Origin of the sequence: Labrenzia sp. THAF187b (assembly GCF_009363375.1) — a bacterium.
Lineage (GTDB): Bacteria > Pseudomonadota > Alphaproteobacteria > Rhizobiales > Stappiaceae > Roseibium > Roseibium algicola.
The window spans coordinates 1,953,362-1,969,851 of sequence record NZ_CP045344.1; the positions used below are offsets into that span (position 1 = coordinate 1,953,362).

The window sequence follows — 16,490 nt, forward strand, 5'->3', positions numbered from 1 at the left end:
GTTCACAGTCCTTGGGCATTCTGCGTCCGGTTGAATGCGCTGACGAACCTGGGCGTACCTCCGGGATGTATTTCAAAGGAACCGATTGATGACCGAAGAAAGTGCAAAAACCTGGGTTGAAGCGGAATGGACAGACAGCCTGGACGAAGAACTGGAAATGGAGATCGACGATTTTCTCGTCGCCAAGGATCTCGCCTTCATCTCCGCGAAGAAGCACAAGTCGACCATCGACCGGAACACCTATTTCCATGAGTTGCTGCGTCTGCAGGCCGAGCTGGTGAAGCTGCAGGACTGGGTGCAGCATACCGGCGAGAAGATCGTGATCATCTTCGAGGGGCGCGACGCTGCCGGCAAGGGCGGGGTCATCAAGCGCATCGCGCAAAGGCTCAATCCGCGTGTCGCCCGTGTCGTGGCGCTGCCGGCGCCAACCGACCGTGAAAAAACCCAGTGGTACTTCCAGCGCTACGTGCCGCATCTGCCGGCCGCCGGCGAAATGGTGCTGTTCGACCGCTCCTGGTACAACCGCTCCGGCGTCGAGCGCGTCATGGGCTTTGCCAGCGATAGCCAGGTGGAGGAGTTCTTCCACGATGTGCCGGAATTCGAACGCATGATCGTGCGCTCCGGTGTGCGGCTGATCAAATACTGGTTCTCCATCACGGATGAAGAGCAGCAGCTCCGCTTCCTGATGCGCATTCACGATCCGCTGAAGCAGTGGAAACTGTCGCCGATGGACCTGGAATCCCGCGTGCGCTGGGAGGATTACACCAAGGCCAAGGAAGAAACCTTCGAGCGGACCAATATTCCCGAAGCACCGTGGTTCATCGTGGAAGGCAACGACAAGAAGCAGGCGCGCCTCAACTGCATCAGTCACCTCCTGTCGATGATCCCTTACGAAGATATCCCGCACGACCCGATCAAGCTGCCGGAACGGGTCTACAATTCCGACTATGAGCGCAAGGTCCTGCCGGAACATCTCTACGTGCCGGAGAAATTCTGAGCCGCGACAGTGCTCCCTTCACGGGCGCGGCGCTGCTATGTGAAATCGCGGCGAAAGACCTTCGATGTCTCCCCGGATCACCGCTACGCTTGTCCGGGGGGGGGGGCGCGGTTGGTGTGAATGCTGCCCGCGTCCAGCCGATGAGGCCGGTTTCAATTCTGCATTTCACCAGCGAGCAGGCCTTTCTCCGGTCTTTCTGCCCTTGCGGAGTTAAATCGTTTTATGTCATCTGGCGTGCGTACCTCAAAATCATGGGAAGGATGCCGGCATGACGGAAAAGACTATCAGGTGGGGGATCGTTTCGACCGCGAAAATCGGTCTTGATAAGGTCATTCCGGGCATCCAGCGGTCGAAGACAGGCACCGCCTATGCGATTGCGTCGCGAGATCTCGACCGGGCAAAGGAAGCAGCGAGGGGTCTCGGTATCGAGAAAGCCTACGGATCATACGAGGAGCTGCTCGCAGATCCGGAGATCGATGCGATCTACAATCCGCTGCCCAACCACATGCATGTGCCCGTGACGATCCAGGCGGTGAACGCGGGCAAGCACGTGCTTTGCGAAAAGCCGGTGGCTCTCGATGCCGAAGAAGCAAAGCAGCTTCTGGATCTGCCGAAGGACAAGCTGGTTGCCGAAGGCTTCATGGTTCGGGCGCACCCGCAGTGGATCAAGGCGCGCGACATCGTGCGGTCCGGCGATCTGGGTGAGCTGAAAGCGATCCAGACCTTCTTCAGCTACTACAACGATGACCCGGGCAACATCCGCAACAAGGCGGATATCGGTGGGGGGGCCCTGCTCGACATTGGTTGCTACACGATGCTGGCCGGCCGGTATTTCTTCGATGCCGAGCCGCAGCGGGTCGTTTCGCTGATCGACCGGGATCCTGCCTTCGGCACCGACCGCATGACCAGTGCCCTGCTCGACTTCGGCAATAACCGGCATCTCAACTTCACCGTCTCGACCCAGCTGACGCCTTATCAGCGCATTCATCTGGTCGGTACGAAGAAGCGGCTGGAAATCGTCATCCCGTTCAACGCGCCGCAGGGTGAAGCTGTTCAGATCCGGCTTGACGACGGCTCGCTGCTCGGCGATGCGGCGATGCAGTCGGATATCATCGCGCCTTGCGATCAATATGCCGAACTGGCGGATGTGTTTGGCCGGGCGATCACCGGTGAAGCGCCACTGCCTTATGGTGCGGAAGACGCCGTCCAGAACATGAAGATCCTCGACGCCATCTTCGCGTCGGCCGAAAAGGATGGCTGGGTCAGCATCGGCTAAGCCGTTCGCACACCTTGCCTCCCGCAAAGCCAGGTCCCGGCCTCGAGCCGGGACCTGTTTTTTTGAGGAGACAGCGGGGCAAAGGCCTGCGCAGCCACGAAAGGACTTGGCGTGGTCGAAAAGTCGCCTTGTGTTCAAATCTCCACAAAAGCGAACCCGTTGTCGCGTGTTTCCAGACAACCGAACCTGTAGGTAGACAGGTGCGTCGCGGCGAAGGGGATCCTGTCTGCCGACAGCCTGTCGAAAAGAGTCTTTCTTGTTTTCACAGCCAGATCCGGGTCACTGTCGAGCGCATAACGGACTTCCGGATTGGCAAATTGCAGCACATCGGACACCACGACATCCGCGAGCAGAATGGCTTCCTTGTTGCCTGAAGAAAGGTGCAAGGCCTGATGGCCAGGGGTGTGGCCGGGTGCTGAAAGCAGGGTGATGCCATCACCGAGGTCGGCATCGCCGCGATGAAGCCGCAGCTGATTGCCGACCGGTTTCGCAAGCGCCTGAATGAGACCCACCAGCGGCCGTTTGTCTTCCGGTACGGAGGTCAGCAGGGCTTCGTCGGTCCAGAAGTCCCACTCGGCAGCCTGAACGTGGATCTCTGCATTCGGGAAGAGACTGCTGCCGTTCAGTGACAGTCCGCCGATATGGTCGGCATGCATGTGGGTAATGACGATATCGGTTACCGCTGCGCGCTCTTCGGCCTTTTCCGGAGCCTGCCAGGTCAGCGTGCCGCTGGCCGGAAATCGTTCCTTCAGATATTCGCCCGATCCGGCGTCGACCAGGATCTTGCGGGTGCCCGTTTCAATCAGCCAGGTATTGGCGCCAAAGCGTGTGCTCGGGCTGACGGCGTCCTGTTCGGTCTGTGTCACGTTGGAAAAATAGGCTGCGGGAATATCGAGATAGCCGTCCGACAGGGCCGTGACGGTCAGGTCGCCGAGTACAAGACGGGAAGCGGATTTTTCGAGAGTGCCGAGCATAGGGGTCTCCATGTGTTTGTGCTGGAGGGAAACCTAGCTTCGAGTGTGTTCTGGAACGATTGGCGTAAATGACAAAGAATGTGCTAAATCAGCCAAATGGACCAATCGCTGTCGATCGCAATTCTCGCTTATCCGGGATCCTTGAAATCCGCTGTCTACGGGCTCCAGGATATTCTGGGCCATGCGGCGCGGATCAGCGATACCGAGATGAAACTGGATTTGTTGGAGAATTTTTCTGCGGCAGTGGACCGATATGACGCGGTAGTCCTGCCGCCCTCGGCAGGAACGGTCCGTCTGGAAGAGGTTCCGGCTCTCCCTGCTTTTCTCCAGCATTTGCACGGTCGCGGTGCTGTTGTTTGTTCGGCTTGTACCGGGCTGACATTCGTTGCGGCGGCCGGTCTGGCGGAGGGGCGCAAGGTTACGACCCATTGGGGACTGGAACAGCGTTTGTCAGCAGCCTATCCGGACCTCAGGCTCGATACGGACAGGCTGCTGATCGAATATTCCGACCTGATCACGGCCGGTGGCCTCATGGCCTGGGTCGATCTTGCGCTGGCGCTCATCGAGCGGTTTCTGGGGTACCCGGTGGCCGTTGCCACGGCGCGGCATTTCATTGTCGACTTTCGCCGCCGCGACCAGCGCCGGTTCAGGCGCTTCCTGCCTGAACTTCGGCACGGCGATGCTTCCATCTTGAAAGTGCAGCATTTCCTGGAAACCCGGTCGGGTGACGACGTGAGCGTTGCCGATATGGTGCGCACCAGCGGGCTGCCGGCGCGGACCTTTCAAAGGCGGTTCAAGCTGGCAACGGGACTTGCCCCGAAACAGTATCTCCAGGAGCTTCGCATTGAACGTGCCAGGGATCTCCTGATCGAAACGGATCGAGCCGTCTCGGATATCTGCTTTGCCGTCGGCTACAACGACCCGCCATCCTTCGTTCGCCTGTTTTCACGCCTATCCGGCCTGACGCCGGGCGCGTTCCGCGAGCAGTATCGACGGCAGTCAGATATGGCAGGGTAACCGGCTTGATCGACCTTCTTGTTGGTGCGACCTTTCCCGCTGCCGGCGAATGCATACGAATATGAGAGAGGGACGCGCAATAGGTATCTTCGCAAGAACTTTGGGACTTCTGGCCGTTGTGGGCTCTTGCCTTGTCGCGGGAGGCGCCAATGCGGACACGTTGGGTTCCCCCATCACGGGTGCGGTCGAGTTCGGCGGTCTCCAGATGAAGCTGTCAGAGGGCGACGGTCAAAGACGTTTGATCTTGGCAAACGGCGAGACCTTGTCTTTTCCGAAAGGTGGCAACATCGTAGTGGCTGTCGATCGGGTCCTGGTCTTTGATGCAGAGGGAAACACCGCCGGGAGTTTTCTTCATGACGGTCGGATTTCTTCTGAATTGCTGCAGCGGATGGCCGTTCTGGAGAGCTTTTCCACAATAGGTGCAAACCTGACACGCGAAGATGCGGCACAGCATCTTGCTGCCTTTGGTCTGCCTCGGACGTCTGCAGAGCTGCTGGCGGCAATAAACCGGGATGTGCCGGAGTTTGCCCGCGCCAGCGGAGAAGAGTGTGGCGGCAATTGCGATTGGTCCGCGCTCAACGCCATCGAGCGCATTGCAGAGGACCTGGAACGCAAGGATGTCCGTATCTTCGAAAACGCCACTCGCTATCTTGTCGGCTTCGGGCCGCCGGACGTAGAGGCGAAGCCTGATTACATGATAGCGGCAAACCCCGCTGCGCCGCTTTACCTGTCTGCGGACAAGACGGCTGCGGCAACCGATGTACTCGGCCTGAAGTTCTTGCTGCTGAATGCGGACGAGCAAACGGACAGCCCCGGGCGCCGGGCCGTCTGCGTTCCGCTTTCTGGCTGTGGTTGGGCGGAAATCGATGTTCTGACAGAGGTTCGCCCGGAATGGCTCGAGTTTGAAAAATCGACCGGAAAATTGCTGCGCGTGATGTTTTGAGGTCGTTCAAAAGGTCCTGAATGAAAAGAAGGCGTACCTCTTCCGAGACACGCCTTTGGAGACGTTCGCAGGATTTCCCTGAAGCGTCAGCTTTTCAGGAAACGCTCGCACTCCGTTGCCAGATCCGACAGATCCTCAAACGTTCCCGGACCGGCCGCGAGAACCGGACCACCGTCCAGGATGGGATCCCCCGCCACCGGGAAGGGGCGGTAGCTGCCACCGGCTTCGGCGACCAGGCAATAGCCGGCAAGGCAATCCCAGGCATGCATGGACGGTTCGTAGAACCCGGCGAGCCTGCCTGCGGCCACGGAGGCCAGCATCTGCGCGCCCGAACCAGTGCGGATGTAGTTGCCGCCACGCGCCATCAGACCGGCGACAAGCGCGCCGATCATTTCCGATGGCACGGCGTGGTTGGCGCCGATCCCGGTCAGGCTGTTTTGCAGGGTCCTGGATGAATCAAGCCGGAGGGGTTCGCCGTTAAGCGTTGCGCCGCCGCCCTTGACGGCTGCGAAGCTCTCGTCGTCGCAAGGCACGCGGATAACACCCATGACCAGGTCCGTGCCGTTGAGAAGGGCGATGGAAACACACCAGCTCGGCAGACCGTGAACGAAGGCGGATGTACCGTCGATCGGATCAACCACCCAGGTGAACCCGCTGCTGCCCTGTTCGACGCCGTGTTCCTCACCCAGGATGCCGTCTTCGGGAAAGGAGGTGTGCAGCCTGTCGCGGATGAGGGTTTCAACGTTCTTGTCGGCGATCGAAACGACATCCTGCAGGCCGCCCTTGATCTCTATGGTGAGGTCCTTGCGCCGCCGAAAATAGTCCAGTGCTAGGGAACCGGCTTCTTCGGCGATTTCCCGAGCTGCGGCGAACCTTGCTGTCAATGCATCGGTCGATGGGGACATGTCTTCAGTAACCAGTGTCATCTCATGCCTCGATCAGGGCGAGACCGCGGTTGCGGAAGCCGAGGGAAACGGCTGTGTGGGGGGCAAACGACCTTTCGACCGAATGATCGATGACGAAGAAGTTTCCGACCTGGGTCTCGATCTCGTATTCGACATGATCGCCGAGATAGGCCGCGGTCAGGATCTCTCCGCCAAGTCCGGAAGCACCTTCCGGGTTCAGCACGACCGAGCCGGGCCGCACGGCCAGCTTGGCCTTGCCGTTGGCGGTCTGGCGGGCGCGCAGCCGGTGCTGCAGGCCGCCGACATCGATCAGGGCTTCGTCGCCTTCACGCCCGACGACTTCGCAGGTGACGACATTCGCCTCGCCCATGAAGTCTGCGATGAACTCCGAAACAGGTTCTTCATAGAGTTCGCGCGGAGCGCCCTCCTGGGCGATCTTGCCGTCTTTCATGACGACGATCCGGTCGGACACCGCAAGTGCTTCGTCCTGGTCGTGGGTGACGTAGACGGCGGTGAAACCGAGCCGCTGCTGCAGCTCGCGGATTTCCGTCCTGACGCGCCGGCGCAGCCGGGCATCAAGGTTGGACAGGGGTTCGTCCAGCAGAAGCACCTGTGGGTTCAGCACCAGAGCACGAGCGACCGCGACGCGCTGCTGCTGACCGCCGGAAAGCTCTGCCGGCAGGCGGTGACCCATGCCGGCAAGACCGACCTGGGCAAGGCCTTCTTCCGCCCGCTCCCGTGCCTCGCGCTTGTTGTATCCGGAGGATTCCAGGCCGTAGGCCACATTGTCGAGCGCGTTCATGTGCGGGAAGAGTGCATAGGACTGGAACACCATGGAGACGTCGCGCTCATGCGCCGGAACCATGGTGACGTCCCGTCCGCCGATCAGGATCCTGCCCGCGCTCGGGTGTTCGAGACCTGCCAGCATGCGCAAGGTGGTCGTCTTGCCGCAGCCGGAAGGGCCGAGCAGGGTCACCAGAGTGCCGGGTTCGATGGTGATCGACAGGTCTGGAATGGCGGTGAAGGTGCCGAAGTCCTTGCGGACGTTTTCAAAAACGACGGAGCCGGGTTTGAGGTCAGTCATGCAGTTTTCTCCTGCGCGATACGGATTTTATTGGATTTGGCCATGCCGGAGACGCGGTTTTCCCGGCGCAGGCGGCGTTCGCCGACCAGCAGCTGGAAGCCCGCAATGACCGTGATCATCACGAAGATCAGCATGGAGGAATAGGCGATGGCGATGCCGTATTCGCCGTTTTCGACGAGGCCGACGATGTAGGAGGTCGCCATGTTGTATTCCGCGCTGACCAGGAAGATGACCGCACTGATGGACGTGATTGCCCGAACGAAGGAATAGACCAGCGCGGCGGTGATGGCCGGCCGCAACAGCGGCAGGATCACCTTGCGCAGGGTCCGGGCGCTGTTGGCCCGAAGCGTCAGCGAAGCTTCGTCCAGGCTCTTGTCGAGCTGGCTCATGGCGGCAATGCCGCCGCGCACGCCAACGGGCATGTTCCGGAAGACAAAGCAGGCAACCAGGATCAGGGCCGAACCGGTCATCTCGATGGGCGGCAGGTTGAAGGCCATGATGTAGCTGATGCCGATGACGGTGCCGGGAATGGCGAAGCTCATCATGAGGGCAAATTCGAAGGCGTTCTTGCCGGCGAATTTCTGCCGCACGATGATATAGGCCGTCAGCAGGCCGACTGCCGCCGTCAGGGGGGCGGAGATCAGGGCGATTTCCATGGTCGTCCAGAAGGAGTTCCAGGCAACGCCGGTCCACACGAGAGCACCATCCTGGAAGGTGACCGAGAACGCCCTGGCGTAGTGTTCCAGCGTAAGGGAATTGTCGAGACCCCAGGTCTTCACGAAGCCGCCGAACAGGATCATGCCGTAGACGACGATGGTGAAGCCCATCCAGGGAAGAACGATGCCATAGACGGTGACGGAGAGGCTCTTCGGCAGGCCCGCGTGGGCACCGCTGTCGCCCTTGCCGGTGACGGTTGCGAAGTTCTTGCCCGAAAGCCACAGACGCTGCGCAAGGAAGGCGGTCAGTGTGAAGCTGAGCAGGATGATCGCGAGAACGGCGGCACGGGACGGGTCGACCTGCGAGCCGACGACGGCAAAGAAGATTTCGGTCGAGAGCACGCCATGGCTGCCGCCAAGCACCAGCGGATTGCCGAAATCTGCCATGCTTTCGATGAAGCCGATCAGGAAAGCGTTGGCAAGGCCGGGTTTCATCAACGGCAGAGAGACGCGCCAGAACGTGCGCCAGCGGTCGGCCCGCAGCGTTTGCGAGGCTTCTTCCATCGATGGGCTGACACCTTCGACAACACCGATCAGGACGAGGAAGGAGATTGGCGTGAAGGACAGGACCTGCGCAATCCAGATGCCTGTCAGCCCGTAGAGCCAACGGCTTGGTTCGATGCCGAACAGCGTGTCGAGCGCTTCGGTCACGACGCCGGAGCGGCCGAACAACAAGGTGAGTGCCAGGCCGATCACGAAGGGCGGGGTGATGATCGGCAGGACGGTCAGAAGCCGCAGGCCTTTCTTGAAGGGAAAGCGCGTGCGTGTGGCGACCAGTGCGAAGGCGAGGCCGAGAATGGTCGAGCCGAGGCCGGTCATCACCGCAAGGAATAGTGTGCGCCATGCGACGCCGCAGCGATTGCCGCCGATGACACAATCAAGGCTCCAGATCGCGGGATCCTGCATGTTGCGGATGAAGCCGTCCGGCTTGAAGGAACCGTCGAAATCCTGCACCGAGCCGGCGAACATCGAGCCAATGGGATAGAAGATGAACACCGTCACCAGGAAGATCAGGATGGAGATCGATCCGACGACAAAGGCATCGCCCTTCATGAATCCCCGCTCTGCAAGGCCGAAGGCTATGAAGAGAACGAAGATCAGCGAGGTGAGGATGGCACCTGCCCCCATGGCGGGCTGGCCAAGCGGCAGGGCTCCGAAGGTGGTTTCGGGAAAGGTCCAGGCCCAGCCGGTGAAGCTGATCGCAAGCCCCTGAAGCGCCATGTACAGAATGCCGATTGTGCCGGTGACGACGAGCAATCGGCCGCGCTTGTTGGCGTCCGCCATGAAGCGCGCGCTGCCGCCGATCAGGAAGAGGGCCAGTGCCAGCACAAGCCACACGCGACCTTCCGCGAAGATCTGCAGAAGACCGGGCGCGAGATCGGATGAGAACGGAAAGTCCGATGGCCACTCAAAGGAAAAGAAGCCGCGTTCGACCCTGTACCAGGGTACGATCAGAAAGGCGCCGATCCCCAGCCCGAGTAGAGCGTTCAGCCGTTTGTTGCCACTCAGCATGGCCACCCCTGTATTTATAGTTTTTCAATAACGGTCGTGCCCCGCCGCATGCCTGTTGCGATGCGCTGGCGAAGCCGGCCGGAAGTGCGGACGTGCCGCGGCACTGCCATCGACGTGTCAGATGCTTGTGGCGGCAGCTTTCAGCGAACGTACGTCCGCGTTGCTGCGCAGTCTGTCCGGGCGAAGCCCGCACCCGGCTATTAGGCAGCCGTGTGCGGACTTCTTCGGGTGTTGGGGTCAGTTGGCGATAGCGCCAATCTCACGGTCCCAACGCTCCAGGAGGCTCTTGCGGGTATCCGGGTTGCCGTAGGTGGTGAAGTCGTAGTCGATCAGCTTGATATCTTCGAACTTCGGTGCTTCCGGCGGAACTTCGGCAGCCTTGTTGGACGGCAGCTGGAAGGACTTTGCCTCTTTCATGCGGGACTGAACTTCCGGGGACAGGGCCCAGTCGTACCAGACCTTCGCATTGTCGAGGTTGCGGGCACCCTTGACGATGGACATGGAGCCGATTTCATAACCGGTACCTTCGCACGGTGCGATTGCCTTGACCGGGAAGCCGGAAGCAGCCTGTGCAATGGCGTCATGCATGAAGACGATGCCGAGGCCGGTTTCACCGCGTGCAGCGGCCTTCACCGGTGCAGAACCCGACTTGGTGTACTGGGACACGTTGTTGTTGAGTTCCTTCAGATAGTCGAAGGCCTCGTCTTCGCCCATGATCTGAACCAGGGAAGCAAGCGCTGTATAGGCGGTGCCGGAAGAATTCGGGTTGGCGACCTGGATTTCAGCTTTCAGCTCAGGTTTCAGGAGGTCTGCCCAGCAGGCGGGTTCGGCAAGACCCTTGTCCTTGAAGATTTCGGTGTTGTAACCCCAGCCGAGGGCGCCGGCATAAACGCCAACGGTCTTGAAGCCGGAGCTTTCCGCCTGCTTCTGAGCCCATTCATGAAGGTCTGCGAGCTTTTCCGACTTGTATTCCTGGGTCAGGTTTTCAGAAGCTGCCTGAAGATGCGGGTCGCCGGTGCCGCCCCACCAGATATCGGTCTTCGGATTGCGGGATTCGGCGCGGATCTTTGCGTAGCTTTCGCCTGACGACAGGCGCACCATGTTGACCTTGATGTCATGCTTGGCCTCGAAGTCGCCCTGCAGCTGTTCGCAGATCACGACATCCGCCGAACAGATGACATTGAGGTCGCCTGCTGCCATGGCCGGTGCAACCGAGAAGGTTGCTGCCGTTGCAAGCAGTGCGACGGAAAGTGATTTCAAAGACATGGTTTCCTCCACTTTTGGCTTTCAGCCTGTTACCTGCCCGGACGGGCAGGCGTTTGTTTCAGCCCGGGGGCTGATGTGTTGACCGGCATGAGGCAAAGCTTGCCCGTTCGGATCCGCCTCCACGGGTCCGTTGCCGGTCGAATTTCAAATGACGAACTCCGGATTTTTCCTTCGCTGGCGAAGGGTCAATCTCGTCCTTTACTGGGTGGCTACAGGGGTTGCCGTCTGCAGCACCTCCTTGTCGAAACGGTCGAGCAGTCTTCGCCTCTGGTCAGGTGAACCGAAGGTGGCGAAGTCGTAGTCGACCATGCGAATGAGTGAAATATCGGGGGCTGCCGGTGGCAGCGACGCTTTCGCGTTTGCGGGTATCTGGTTCTGTCCTGAGGCCGCGCAGGTTTCCTGTCCTTCCGGGCTCAGCGCAAAATCGACGAACAGGCGGGCAGCCTCGGGGTTCCTGGCGCCCTTGACGATGCTGACGGCGCCGATCTCGTAGCCGGTGCCTTCGCAAGGAGCGACGATGACCATGGGCGCACCGGCGAGTTTCTGCGTCACCGCGTCGTGGATGAAGGAGATGCCGATGCCTGTCTCACCACGGGCGGCTGCCTGAACCGGTGCTGCGCCCGAAGTGGTGAACCGGTCGATGTTTTTCGCAAGCGCCGCCAGATATTCGAAAGCCTCGTCTTCCCCCAGCAGCTGGACGAGGGTTGCCAGCATCGTATAGGCGGTTCCCGAGGAATTCGGATTGGGCATCTGAACAAGGCCCTTGTACCGCGGAGCGGTCAGGTCTTTCCAGCAGGACGGAGCGGCAACGCCATGCTCAGCCAGAAATTCGGAATTGTAGCCAAACCCGAGTGCGCCCGCATAAATGCCTGCCGCCTTGCCGCCTGACATCAGAAAGAAATTCTGCGCCCAGGGCAGCGTGTCCTCGAAGTTTTTCGGCTGGTAGGGTTCAAGCAGGTCTTCGCCTGCAGCCTGCAGGTGGGTGTCACCGGTGCCGCCCCACCAAACGTCGATCTTTGGTGCGTCGCGCTCGGCCCGGACCCTGTCGAGGATCTCGCCGGTGCTTCTGCGTTCCATGGAAACATCAAGGCCGGTCTTTTCCTCGAAGACAGCCTTCATCATCTGGCACCACTCGACCTGCACGGCACACAGGACATTCAGGTCCTGAGCCGAAGCAGCGTTGAGCGACAGCGACAGCCATACGGCCGCACCCGCTCCGAGTGACGCGATGAATTTCATGTTTCCTCCCAGTCCGGAACCAGGCCCCGGACAGCTATTACCATGGCAGAAGAGGCAGTGTTCGCAACAGGAGATTGGTTACTGTTGTTTCGCTGGCAAAAGAAAAGAGTTACAAATATTACAAGCCTTACAAATGTGACAAGCAATTGAAAAACCAAGGCTTTGCATAATACGGCTCTATGCATATGATGTCACTCGGGAGGACATAGGTTTGCTGAACGAAGGCATCAAGATCCTGATCGTGGAGGACGATCAGGATATGGCGGAACTGATATCGGATCTTCTGGAAGCCGAAGGCTGGTCGCCGGTTGCCGCGCGCTCGGCGGAAGAGGCTGCGCGGATCCTGCCGGAGCATGCCTTTCATCTGGTTCTGGTCGATCATAACCTGCCGGGCATGTCCGGCAGGGTGTTTGCGCAGAAGCTGCGGTCGCAGACCGATATCGGCATTGTCATGGTGACGGCCGCCGGTAGCGCCGCAGAGCGGGTGCTTGGCCTTGAAACCGCCGCCGACGATTATGTGGTCAAGCCGTTCGAGCCGATTGAACTCACTGCGCGGATCAAGGCGGTGCTCCGGCGGATGCATCCGTCCCTGCGCGGCAGCGACAAGGACACCATCAGCGTTCAGCACGAACCAACCGCGCTGCTTCTGGGCGACTGGGTGATCGATCTCGTCAATCGCAAGGCCGTCTGCACGTCTCACCCGACCCGGACGCTGACATCGTCGGAATTTTCCTTGCTGGAGATCCTGGCATCGACGCCGAACGAACCGGTGAGCCGGACCAAGATCCTGGAACAGCTGGGCGCGGAAACGGACAGGCTGATCGATCGCAACGTCGATGTACTGGTCCTGCGGCTGCGCCGGAAGATCGAACGGAACCCGGACCTGCCGCAACATATCAAGACCCGCCGGGGGAAGGGCTACATCCTGCATCAGGATCCCGCCCATGCACCTTAAATGATCAGCCGGCCGGTTCTTTCATCCATTGCCTTCAGGCTGCCTGCCGCCATCGCGCTGATCTGTGCCGTCGCCTTCACGCTGTCGGCCATCGCGATCTACGGGCTTTTGAAAGCGCGCGAGGAAACCGCCGCTTACGGGCTGCAGGCCTTCACCAGCCTGGCTGATGCCGCGCTGGTCTCCAGGCAGGTGTCTGACCTCGTCTCCAGTGCGCCTTTCCTGATGAATGCGACCTCGCCCTACACCGTCTCTGGCAAGAGCCGGCTGCTGGTGGAGCAGGTCGACCAGTTGTTGAGTTCGCTTCCTGACTATCCGCCGGGCAAGGAGACCTACCGGGCCGCCAACACGCGCATCTTCGAACTGCTCGGGCAGATCCGTGCGCAGACGCTCGCGCTGTCTGCAAAGGCCGAAACCGCCCAGCACTACAAGGAAGAGGTCTCCTCCGCGCTCGGCATGATCGCCGTTGCCGACACGGCCAGCCAGAAGGAACCTCGCCAGCGTCTCAATGCCATCGTGCATTCCGTGTCGAGTGCGGGCAGCCTGTTTCAGCTGGGCGAGTTGAAGCGGCGCTACGTGGCGGAGCCTGCCGCGGCCTCATTGCCGCCGTCGGACCTCAGGCCCTATGAGCGGGTTTTCGAGGCGCAGACCAGCTATCTGTTGGAAATGTTCGCCGTGCGCAGCGCAATTGCCAGACTGCACACGGTGGCGCGGGAGCTGTCCCTTGCCACGGAAACCCAGTCGGGCATCGTGACGGAAACCCTCAACCGGGATTTCCAGTCGACCTCGGCCACCCTGCAGCAGCTTCTGGTGATCGTTGCCGTGGCTTCACTGCTGGTGTTGACCATGGCAGTGATGTCGATCCGTTCGGTCATTCGGGTATCGAAAGGCATCGTTTCGCTGTCCAGCGGCATGAACGCCCTTGCCAAGGGGCAGAAGGATGTCGGCCCGCCCGTCTATCAGGGGGATGAAACCGAGCTTCTGAACCTGCAGCAGGCCTTTCTCGCCTTCAAGGAAAGCGTTGACCGGGTCACACGTCTGCGGCGCACGGCGGAGGCCGCTGCCAGGACGATCCGTTCCACCTTCCGCAGCATGAATGAGGGCATTGCCATCTTCGATGCTGCCGGCAAACCGGTCACCATGAACCGGCGGGTCATCGAATTGCTGGGTCACAAGGGGGCTGCCCGCAAGCTGCCTCTTGTCCAGTTTCTGGAGCCGGTCCCGGAAATCCGGACCGAACTGCTTCCGGGTGCGCCCGACGGCAGGCCCCTGAGCGCACCCTTTTCCGTGCGTCATCGTTCCGAGAACGGGTCGGTGACGGAAATCTCGCTGTCGCGGCAAAGCGATGATGGTGTCGTGTTGCTTGCCCGGGATGTGACCTTGCTGGACCGGCAGGAGGCGGAGGCAGCCAAGGCTCAAAGGCTTGATGGCATCATGCGCCTGACGCATCAGCTCAGCCATGAGGTGGGCAACACCATCGGTATCATTACCGGAAGCCTCGGACTGCTGGAGCGGGACGGCGGCTTCAGCGATCGCCAGGCCCGCAACATTGCCCGTATTCGCAAGGCGGCGGATCGGGGTCGGTCGCTTGCCAGCAGCATGTTGACCATCGGCCGTCAGCAGCCTGCCAACCTCAGCCGCATCGGTATGTCCTCGTTGCTGCGCGGCATGGCGGACATTCTGGAAATTGCCATTGGCGAGAAATGCAGTCTGAAACTGGATCTGGACGACAGCTTGCCACCGCTGGTGCTGGATCCGGAACTCTTCGAGCAATCGGTACTCAATCTCTGCCTGAATTCGGCAGCGGCGATGCCCGACGGCGGCGAAGTGCAGGTTGCCACATTTTCAAACGGGGACGCGGTCGTGGTTGCCGTCCGGGACACGGGCATCGGCATGAGCCGGGAAGAGGTCGACAAGGCGTTCGAGCCCTATTTCACCACCAAGACCAGCGAGGGCGGCGCGGGGCTGGGCCTCGCTGTCGTCTATGGCTTCGTTCGCCAAAGCGGCGGCACGGCAAATATCTTCTCCGAGCCGGGCAAGGGCACGACCGTCGAGCTTCGGTTTCCACAGGACGTGGAAAATGCCGGGGAAGCTACCCCGCGCATCCAGGCGGTTTCCTGAGGCGCTGACTATCCACCTGCGGAACGTTTCCAAGTTCATCGTATTCGGAACCACCTCACCACCTGAGTCACCCCGGACAAGCGAAGCGCAGATCCGGGGCCTACTCGCGAAGCCGCTTGCTGAAGTCGATGTCATCGTCTTGATGGTTGCTGCACCTTGCGAACGCTCTGGAAATGAGTGGGCTCCGGGTCTCGCGATGCTCGCCCGGGGTGACGCAGGGGGGGTGAAGTGGGGGGCAATTTCTGATGCAGTGCTGAGCCGGCGAGAACTAGCTGCCTTAAGCCGTTGATAAGGCGGAGATGTCTGGAGACTTTGAGCAATGCGAACGTGTTGCTGATTGTTGTCTAACCCGATCATCGATCTCGTCTGTCTCTCCAATTTCACCTCCTTGCAAAATTCCACTCTTGACTCATTTGGAACGTTCCAGTAATTGTTCCGATCAAGAAATTGGAACGTTCCAAAATTAAGAGTTATTCGGGAGGAATGGATGCGTTGGGCCCTTATCGGTGCAAGCCGAATTGCGTCGAGTTACATGATCGATGCCATCCGCTCGCAGAATGCCGACATCCAGTCCGTCCTGAGTTCGGATGCGGCCCGCGGTGAGGCGTATGCCCGTGAGCATGGTATTGCCGACAGCTTCACGGATCTGGATGCGCTCCTTGCGGATGACAGTGTCGACGCGGTCTATATTTCCACCACCAACGAAAAGCATCATGCGCAGGCACTGGCCGCGATCGCTGCCGGAAAGCACGTTCTGTGCGAAAAACCGCTGGCCATGACCCTGGATGAGGCCGGTGAAATGGTTCGCACTGCCGCCGGCAAGGGTGTGGTCTTCGCGACCAACCATCATCTGCGCAATGCCGGGTCCCATCTGGCCATCCGCGAGCTGATCGCTTCCGGCCGCATCGGCAAGGTGTTGAGTGCGCGCGTCTTCCACGCGGTCAACCTGCCGGACGCGTTGCGCGGCTGGCGCATCAACGATGCGGCTGCCGGTGGCGGCGTCATTCCCGATATCACCGTGCATGACGCGGACACCATCCGCTTCCACCTGGGTGAAGATCCGCAGGAAGTCGTTGCCAAGGCCGCAGCCTCAGGCCTCGGAGAAAGGGTCGAGGACAGCGTGATGTCCGTCTGGTCGATGCCGTCGGGTGCCATGGTGCAGTCGCATGAAAGCTTCACGCATAAATTTGCGGGAACCGGCATCGAGTTTCACGGCACGGATGGATCGATCTTCGCCCGCAACGTCATGACCCAGGAACCTGTCGGAGCGGTTCGTCTGGTCGATGCGGATGGCGAACACGAGATCTCCTACGACAAGCATAACCTCTACCACCGCGCGCTCGGCCTCTTTGCCGATGCGGTCAACGGCAAGGGGCGCCCTTCTGCCGATGGTGTCGATGGGGTCAAGTCGCTGGCGGTCGCCCTTGCCGTGCGCGAGGCCGCGCAGTCCGGCAAAGCTGTTGCCGTCAACTATGGAGGCTTCTGAAC

The 16,490-nt window shown here is 60.4% G+C and carries 13 protein-coding genes; 7 read left to right on the top strand and 6 right to left on the bottom strand.

Annotated features, from left to right (window positions below; genetic code table 11):
- Positions 1 to 88: 88 nt before the first annotated feature.
- On the top strand, positions 89 to 997 hold the full coding sequence (gene ppk2 / locus FIV03_RS09120; RefSeq protein WP_152509340.1) for a polyphosphate kinase 2: 909 nt from the start codon (positions 89 to 91) through the stop codon (positions 995 to 997).
- A gap of 268 nt (positions 998 to 1,265) precedes the next feature.
- Complete coding sequence (locus FIV03_RS09125) at positions 1,266 to 2,273, top strand: Gfo/Idh/MocA family oxidoreductase (protein WP_152509341.1); 1,008 nt, start codon at positions 1,266 to 1,268, stop codon at positions 2,271 to 2,273.
- Between the two features lie 134 nt (positions 2,274 to 2,407).
- Here FIV03_RS09125 and FIV03_RS09130 read toward each other — a convergent pair whose 3' ends face one another.
- Positions 2,408 to 3,247: an MBL fold metallo-hydrolase gene (locus tag FIV03_RS09130; RefSeq protein ID WP_209009915.1), complete on the bottom strand. Its 840-nt coding sequence runs from the start codon at positions 3,245 to 3,247 to the stop codon at positions 2,408 to 2,410.
- 96 nt (positions 3,248 to 3,343) lie between these two features.
- On the opposite strand from FIV03_RS09130, the gene FIV03_RS09135 reads away from it, so the two are divergent.
- Together FIV03_RS09135 and FIV03_RS09140 are read left to right on the top strand one after the other, a co-directional pair.
- A complete protein-coding gene (locus FIV03_RS09135; RefSeq protein ID WP_152509343.1) occupies positions 3,344 to 4,264 on the top strand; it encodes a helix-turn-helix domain-containing protein in 921 nt (306 codons plus the stop codon).
- Between the two features lie 61 nt (positions 4,265 to 4,325).
- On the top strand, positions 4,326 to 5,207 hold the full coding sequence (locus FIV03_RS09140) for a hypothetical protein (protein WP_152509344.1): 882 nt from the start codon (positions 4,326 to 4,328) through the stop codon (positions 5,205 to 5,207).
- 86 nt (positions 5,208 to 5,293) lie between these two features.
- Here FIV03_RS09140 and FIV03_RS09145 read toward each other — a convergent pair whose 3' ends face one another.
- The 5 genes from FIV03_RS09145 to FIV03_RS09165 all read right to left on the bottom strand — a co-directional run bounded on the left by FIV03_RS09145 (position 5,294) and on the right by FIV03_RS09165 (position 11,929).
- A complete protein-coding gene (locus tag FIV03_RS09145; protein ID WP_152509345.1) occupies positions 5,294 to 6,133 on the bottom strand; it encodes an inositol monophosphatase family protein in 840 nt (279 codons plus the stop codon).
- 1 nt (position 6,134) lies between these two features.
- Positions 6,135 to 7,196, bottom strand: coding sequence for an ABC transporter ATP-binding protein (locus FIV03_RS09150; protein ID WP_152509346.1), 1,062 nt, complete (start codon positions 7,194 to 7,196; stop codon positions 6,135 to 6,137).
- Positions 7,193 to 9,424 carry an iron ABC transporter permease gene (locus FIV03_RS09155; protein WP_023002925.1) on the bottom strand — a complete coding sequence of 744 codons (2,232 nt, stop codon included), beginning with the start codon at positions 9,422 to 9,424 and terminating at the stop codon, positions 7,193 to 7,195. The genes FIV03_RS09150 and FIV03_RS09155 overlap by 4 nt, the downstream gene beginning before the upstream one ends.
- A gap of 237 nt (positions 9,425 to 9,661) precedes the next feature.
- Complete coding sequence (locus tag FIV03_RS09160) at positions 9,662 to 10,690, bottom strand: ABC transporter substrate-binding protein (RefSeq protein ID WP_152509347.1); 1,029 nt, start codon at positions 10,688 to 10,690, stop codon at positions 9,662 to 9,664.
- Positions 10,691 to 10,888: 198 nt separating this feature from the next.
- The gene (locus FIV03_RS09165) at positions 10,889 to 11,929 is read right to left on the bottom strand and encodes an ABC transporter substrate-binding protein (protein WP_152509348.1); all 1,041 of its coding nucleotides are present in this window, start codon (positions 11,927 to 11,929) and stop codon (positions 10,889 to 10,891) included.
- Between the two features lie 211 nt (positions 11,930 to 12,140).
- Between FIV03_RS09165 and FIV03_RS09170 the strand changes: the two genes are divergently transcribed.
- From FIV03_RS09170 to FIV03_RS09180, 3 genes are all read left to right on the top strand, one after another.
- Positions 12,141 to 12,884, top strand: coding sequence for a response regulator transcription factor (locus tag FIV03_RS09170; protein ID WP_023002928.1), 744 nt, complete (start codon positions 12,141 to 12,143; stop codon positions 12,882 to 12,884).
- A complete protein-coding gene (locus tag FIV03_RS09175) occupies positions 12,885 to 15,002 on the top strand; it encodes an ATP-binding protein (protein ID WP_152509349.1) in 2,118 nt (705 codons plus the stop codon).
- Between the two features lie 487 nt (positions 15,003 to 15,489).
- Positions 15,490 to 16,488: a Gfo/Idh/MocA family oxidoreductase gene (locus FIV03_RS09180; RefSeq protein WP_152509350.1), complete on the top strand. Its 999-nt coding sequence runs from the start codon at positions 15,490 to 15,492 to the stop codon at positions 16,486 to 16,488.
- Positions 16,489 to 16,490 lie beyond the last annotated feature (2 nt).

Coding starts and splice junctions, on each gene's coding strand:
- FIV03_RS09130 (WP_209009915.1), bottom strand. CDS start 3,247: ATGCTCGGCACTCTCGAAAAATCCGCTTCCCGTCTTGTACTCGGCGAC.
- FIV03_RS09125 (WP_152509341.1), top strand. CDS start 1,266: ATGACGGAAAAGACTATCAGGTGGGGGATCGTTTCGACCGCGAAAATC.
- FIV03_RS09135 (WP_152509343.1), top strand. CDS start 3,344: ATGGACCAATCGCTGTCGATCGCAATTCTCGCTTATCCGGGATCCTTG.
- FIV03_RS09145 (WP_152509345.1), bottom strand. CDS start 6,133: ATGACACTGGTTACTGAAGACATGTCCCCATCGACCGATGCATTGACA.
- FIV03_RS09180 (WP_152509350.1), top strand. CDS start 15,490: ATGCGTTGGGCCCTTATCGGTGCAAGCCGAATTGCGTCGAGTTACATG.
- FIV03_RS09155 (WP_023002925.1), bottom strand. CDS start 9,424: ATGCTGAGTGGCAACAAACGGCTGAACGCTCTACTCGGGCTGGGGATC.
- ppk2 (WP_152509340.1), top strand. CDS start 89: ATGACCGAAGAAAGTGCAAAAACCTGGGTTGAAGCGGAATGGACAGAC.
- FIV03_RS09175 (WP_152509349.1), top strand. CDS start 12,885: ATGATCAGCCGGCCGGTTCTTTCATCCATTGCCTTCAGGCTGCCTGCC.
- FIV03_RS09160 (WP_152509347.1), bottom strand. CDS start 10,690: ATGTCTTTGAAATCACTTTCCGTCGCACTGCTTGCAACGGCAGCAACC.
- FIV03_RS09165 (WP_152509348.1), bottom strand. CDS start 11,929: ATGAAATTCATCGCGTCACTCGGAGCGGGTGCGGCCGTATGGCTGTCG.
- FIV03_RS09150 (WP_152509346.1), bottom strand. CDS start 7,196: ATGACTGACCTCAAACCCGGCTCCGTCGTTTTTGAAAACGTCCGCAAG.
- FIV03_RS09140 (WP_152509344.1), top strand. CDS start 4,326: ATGAGAGAGGGACGCGCAATAGGTATCTTCGCAAGAACTTTGGGACTT.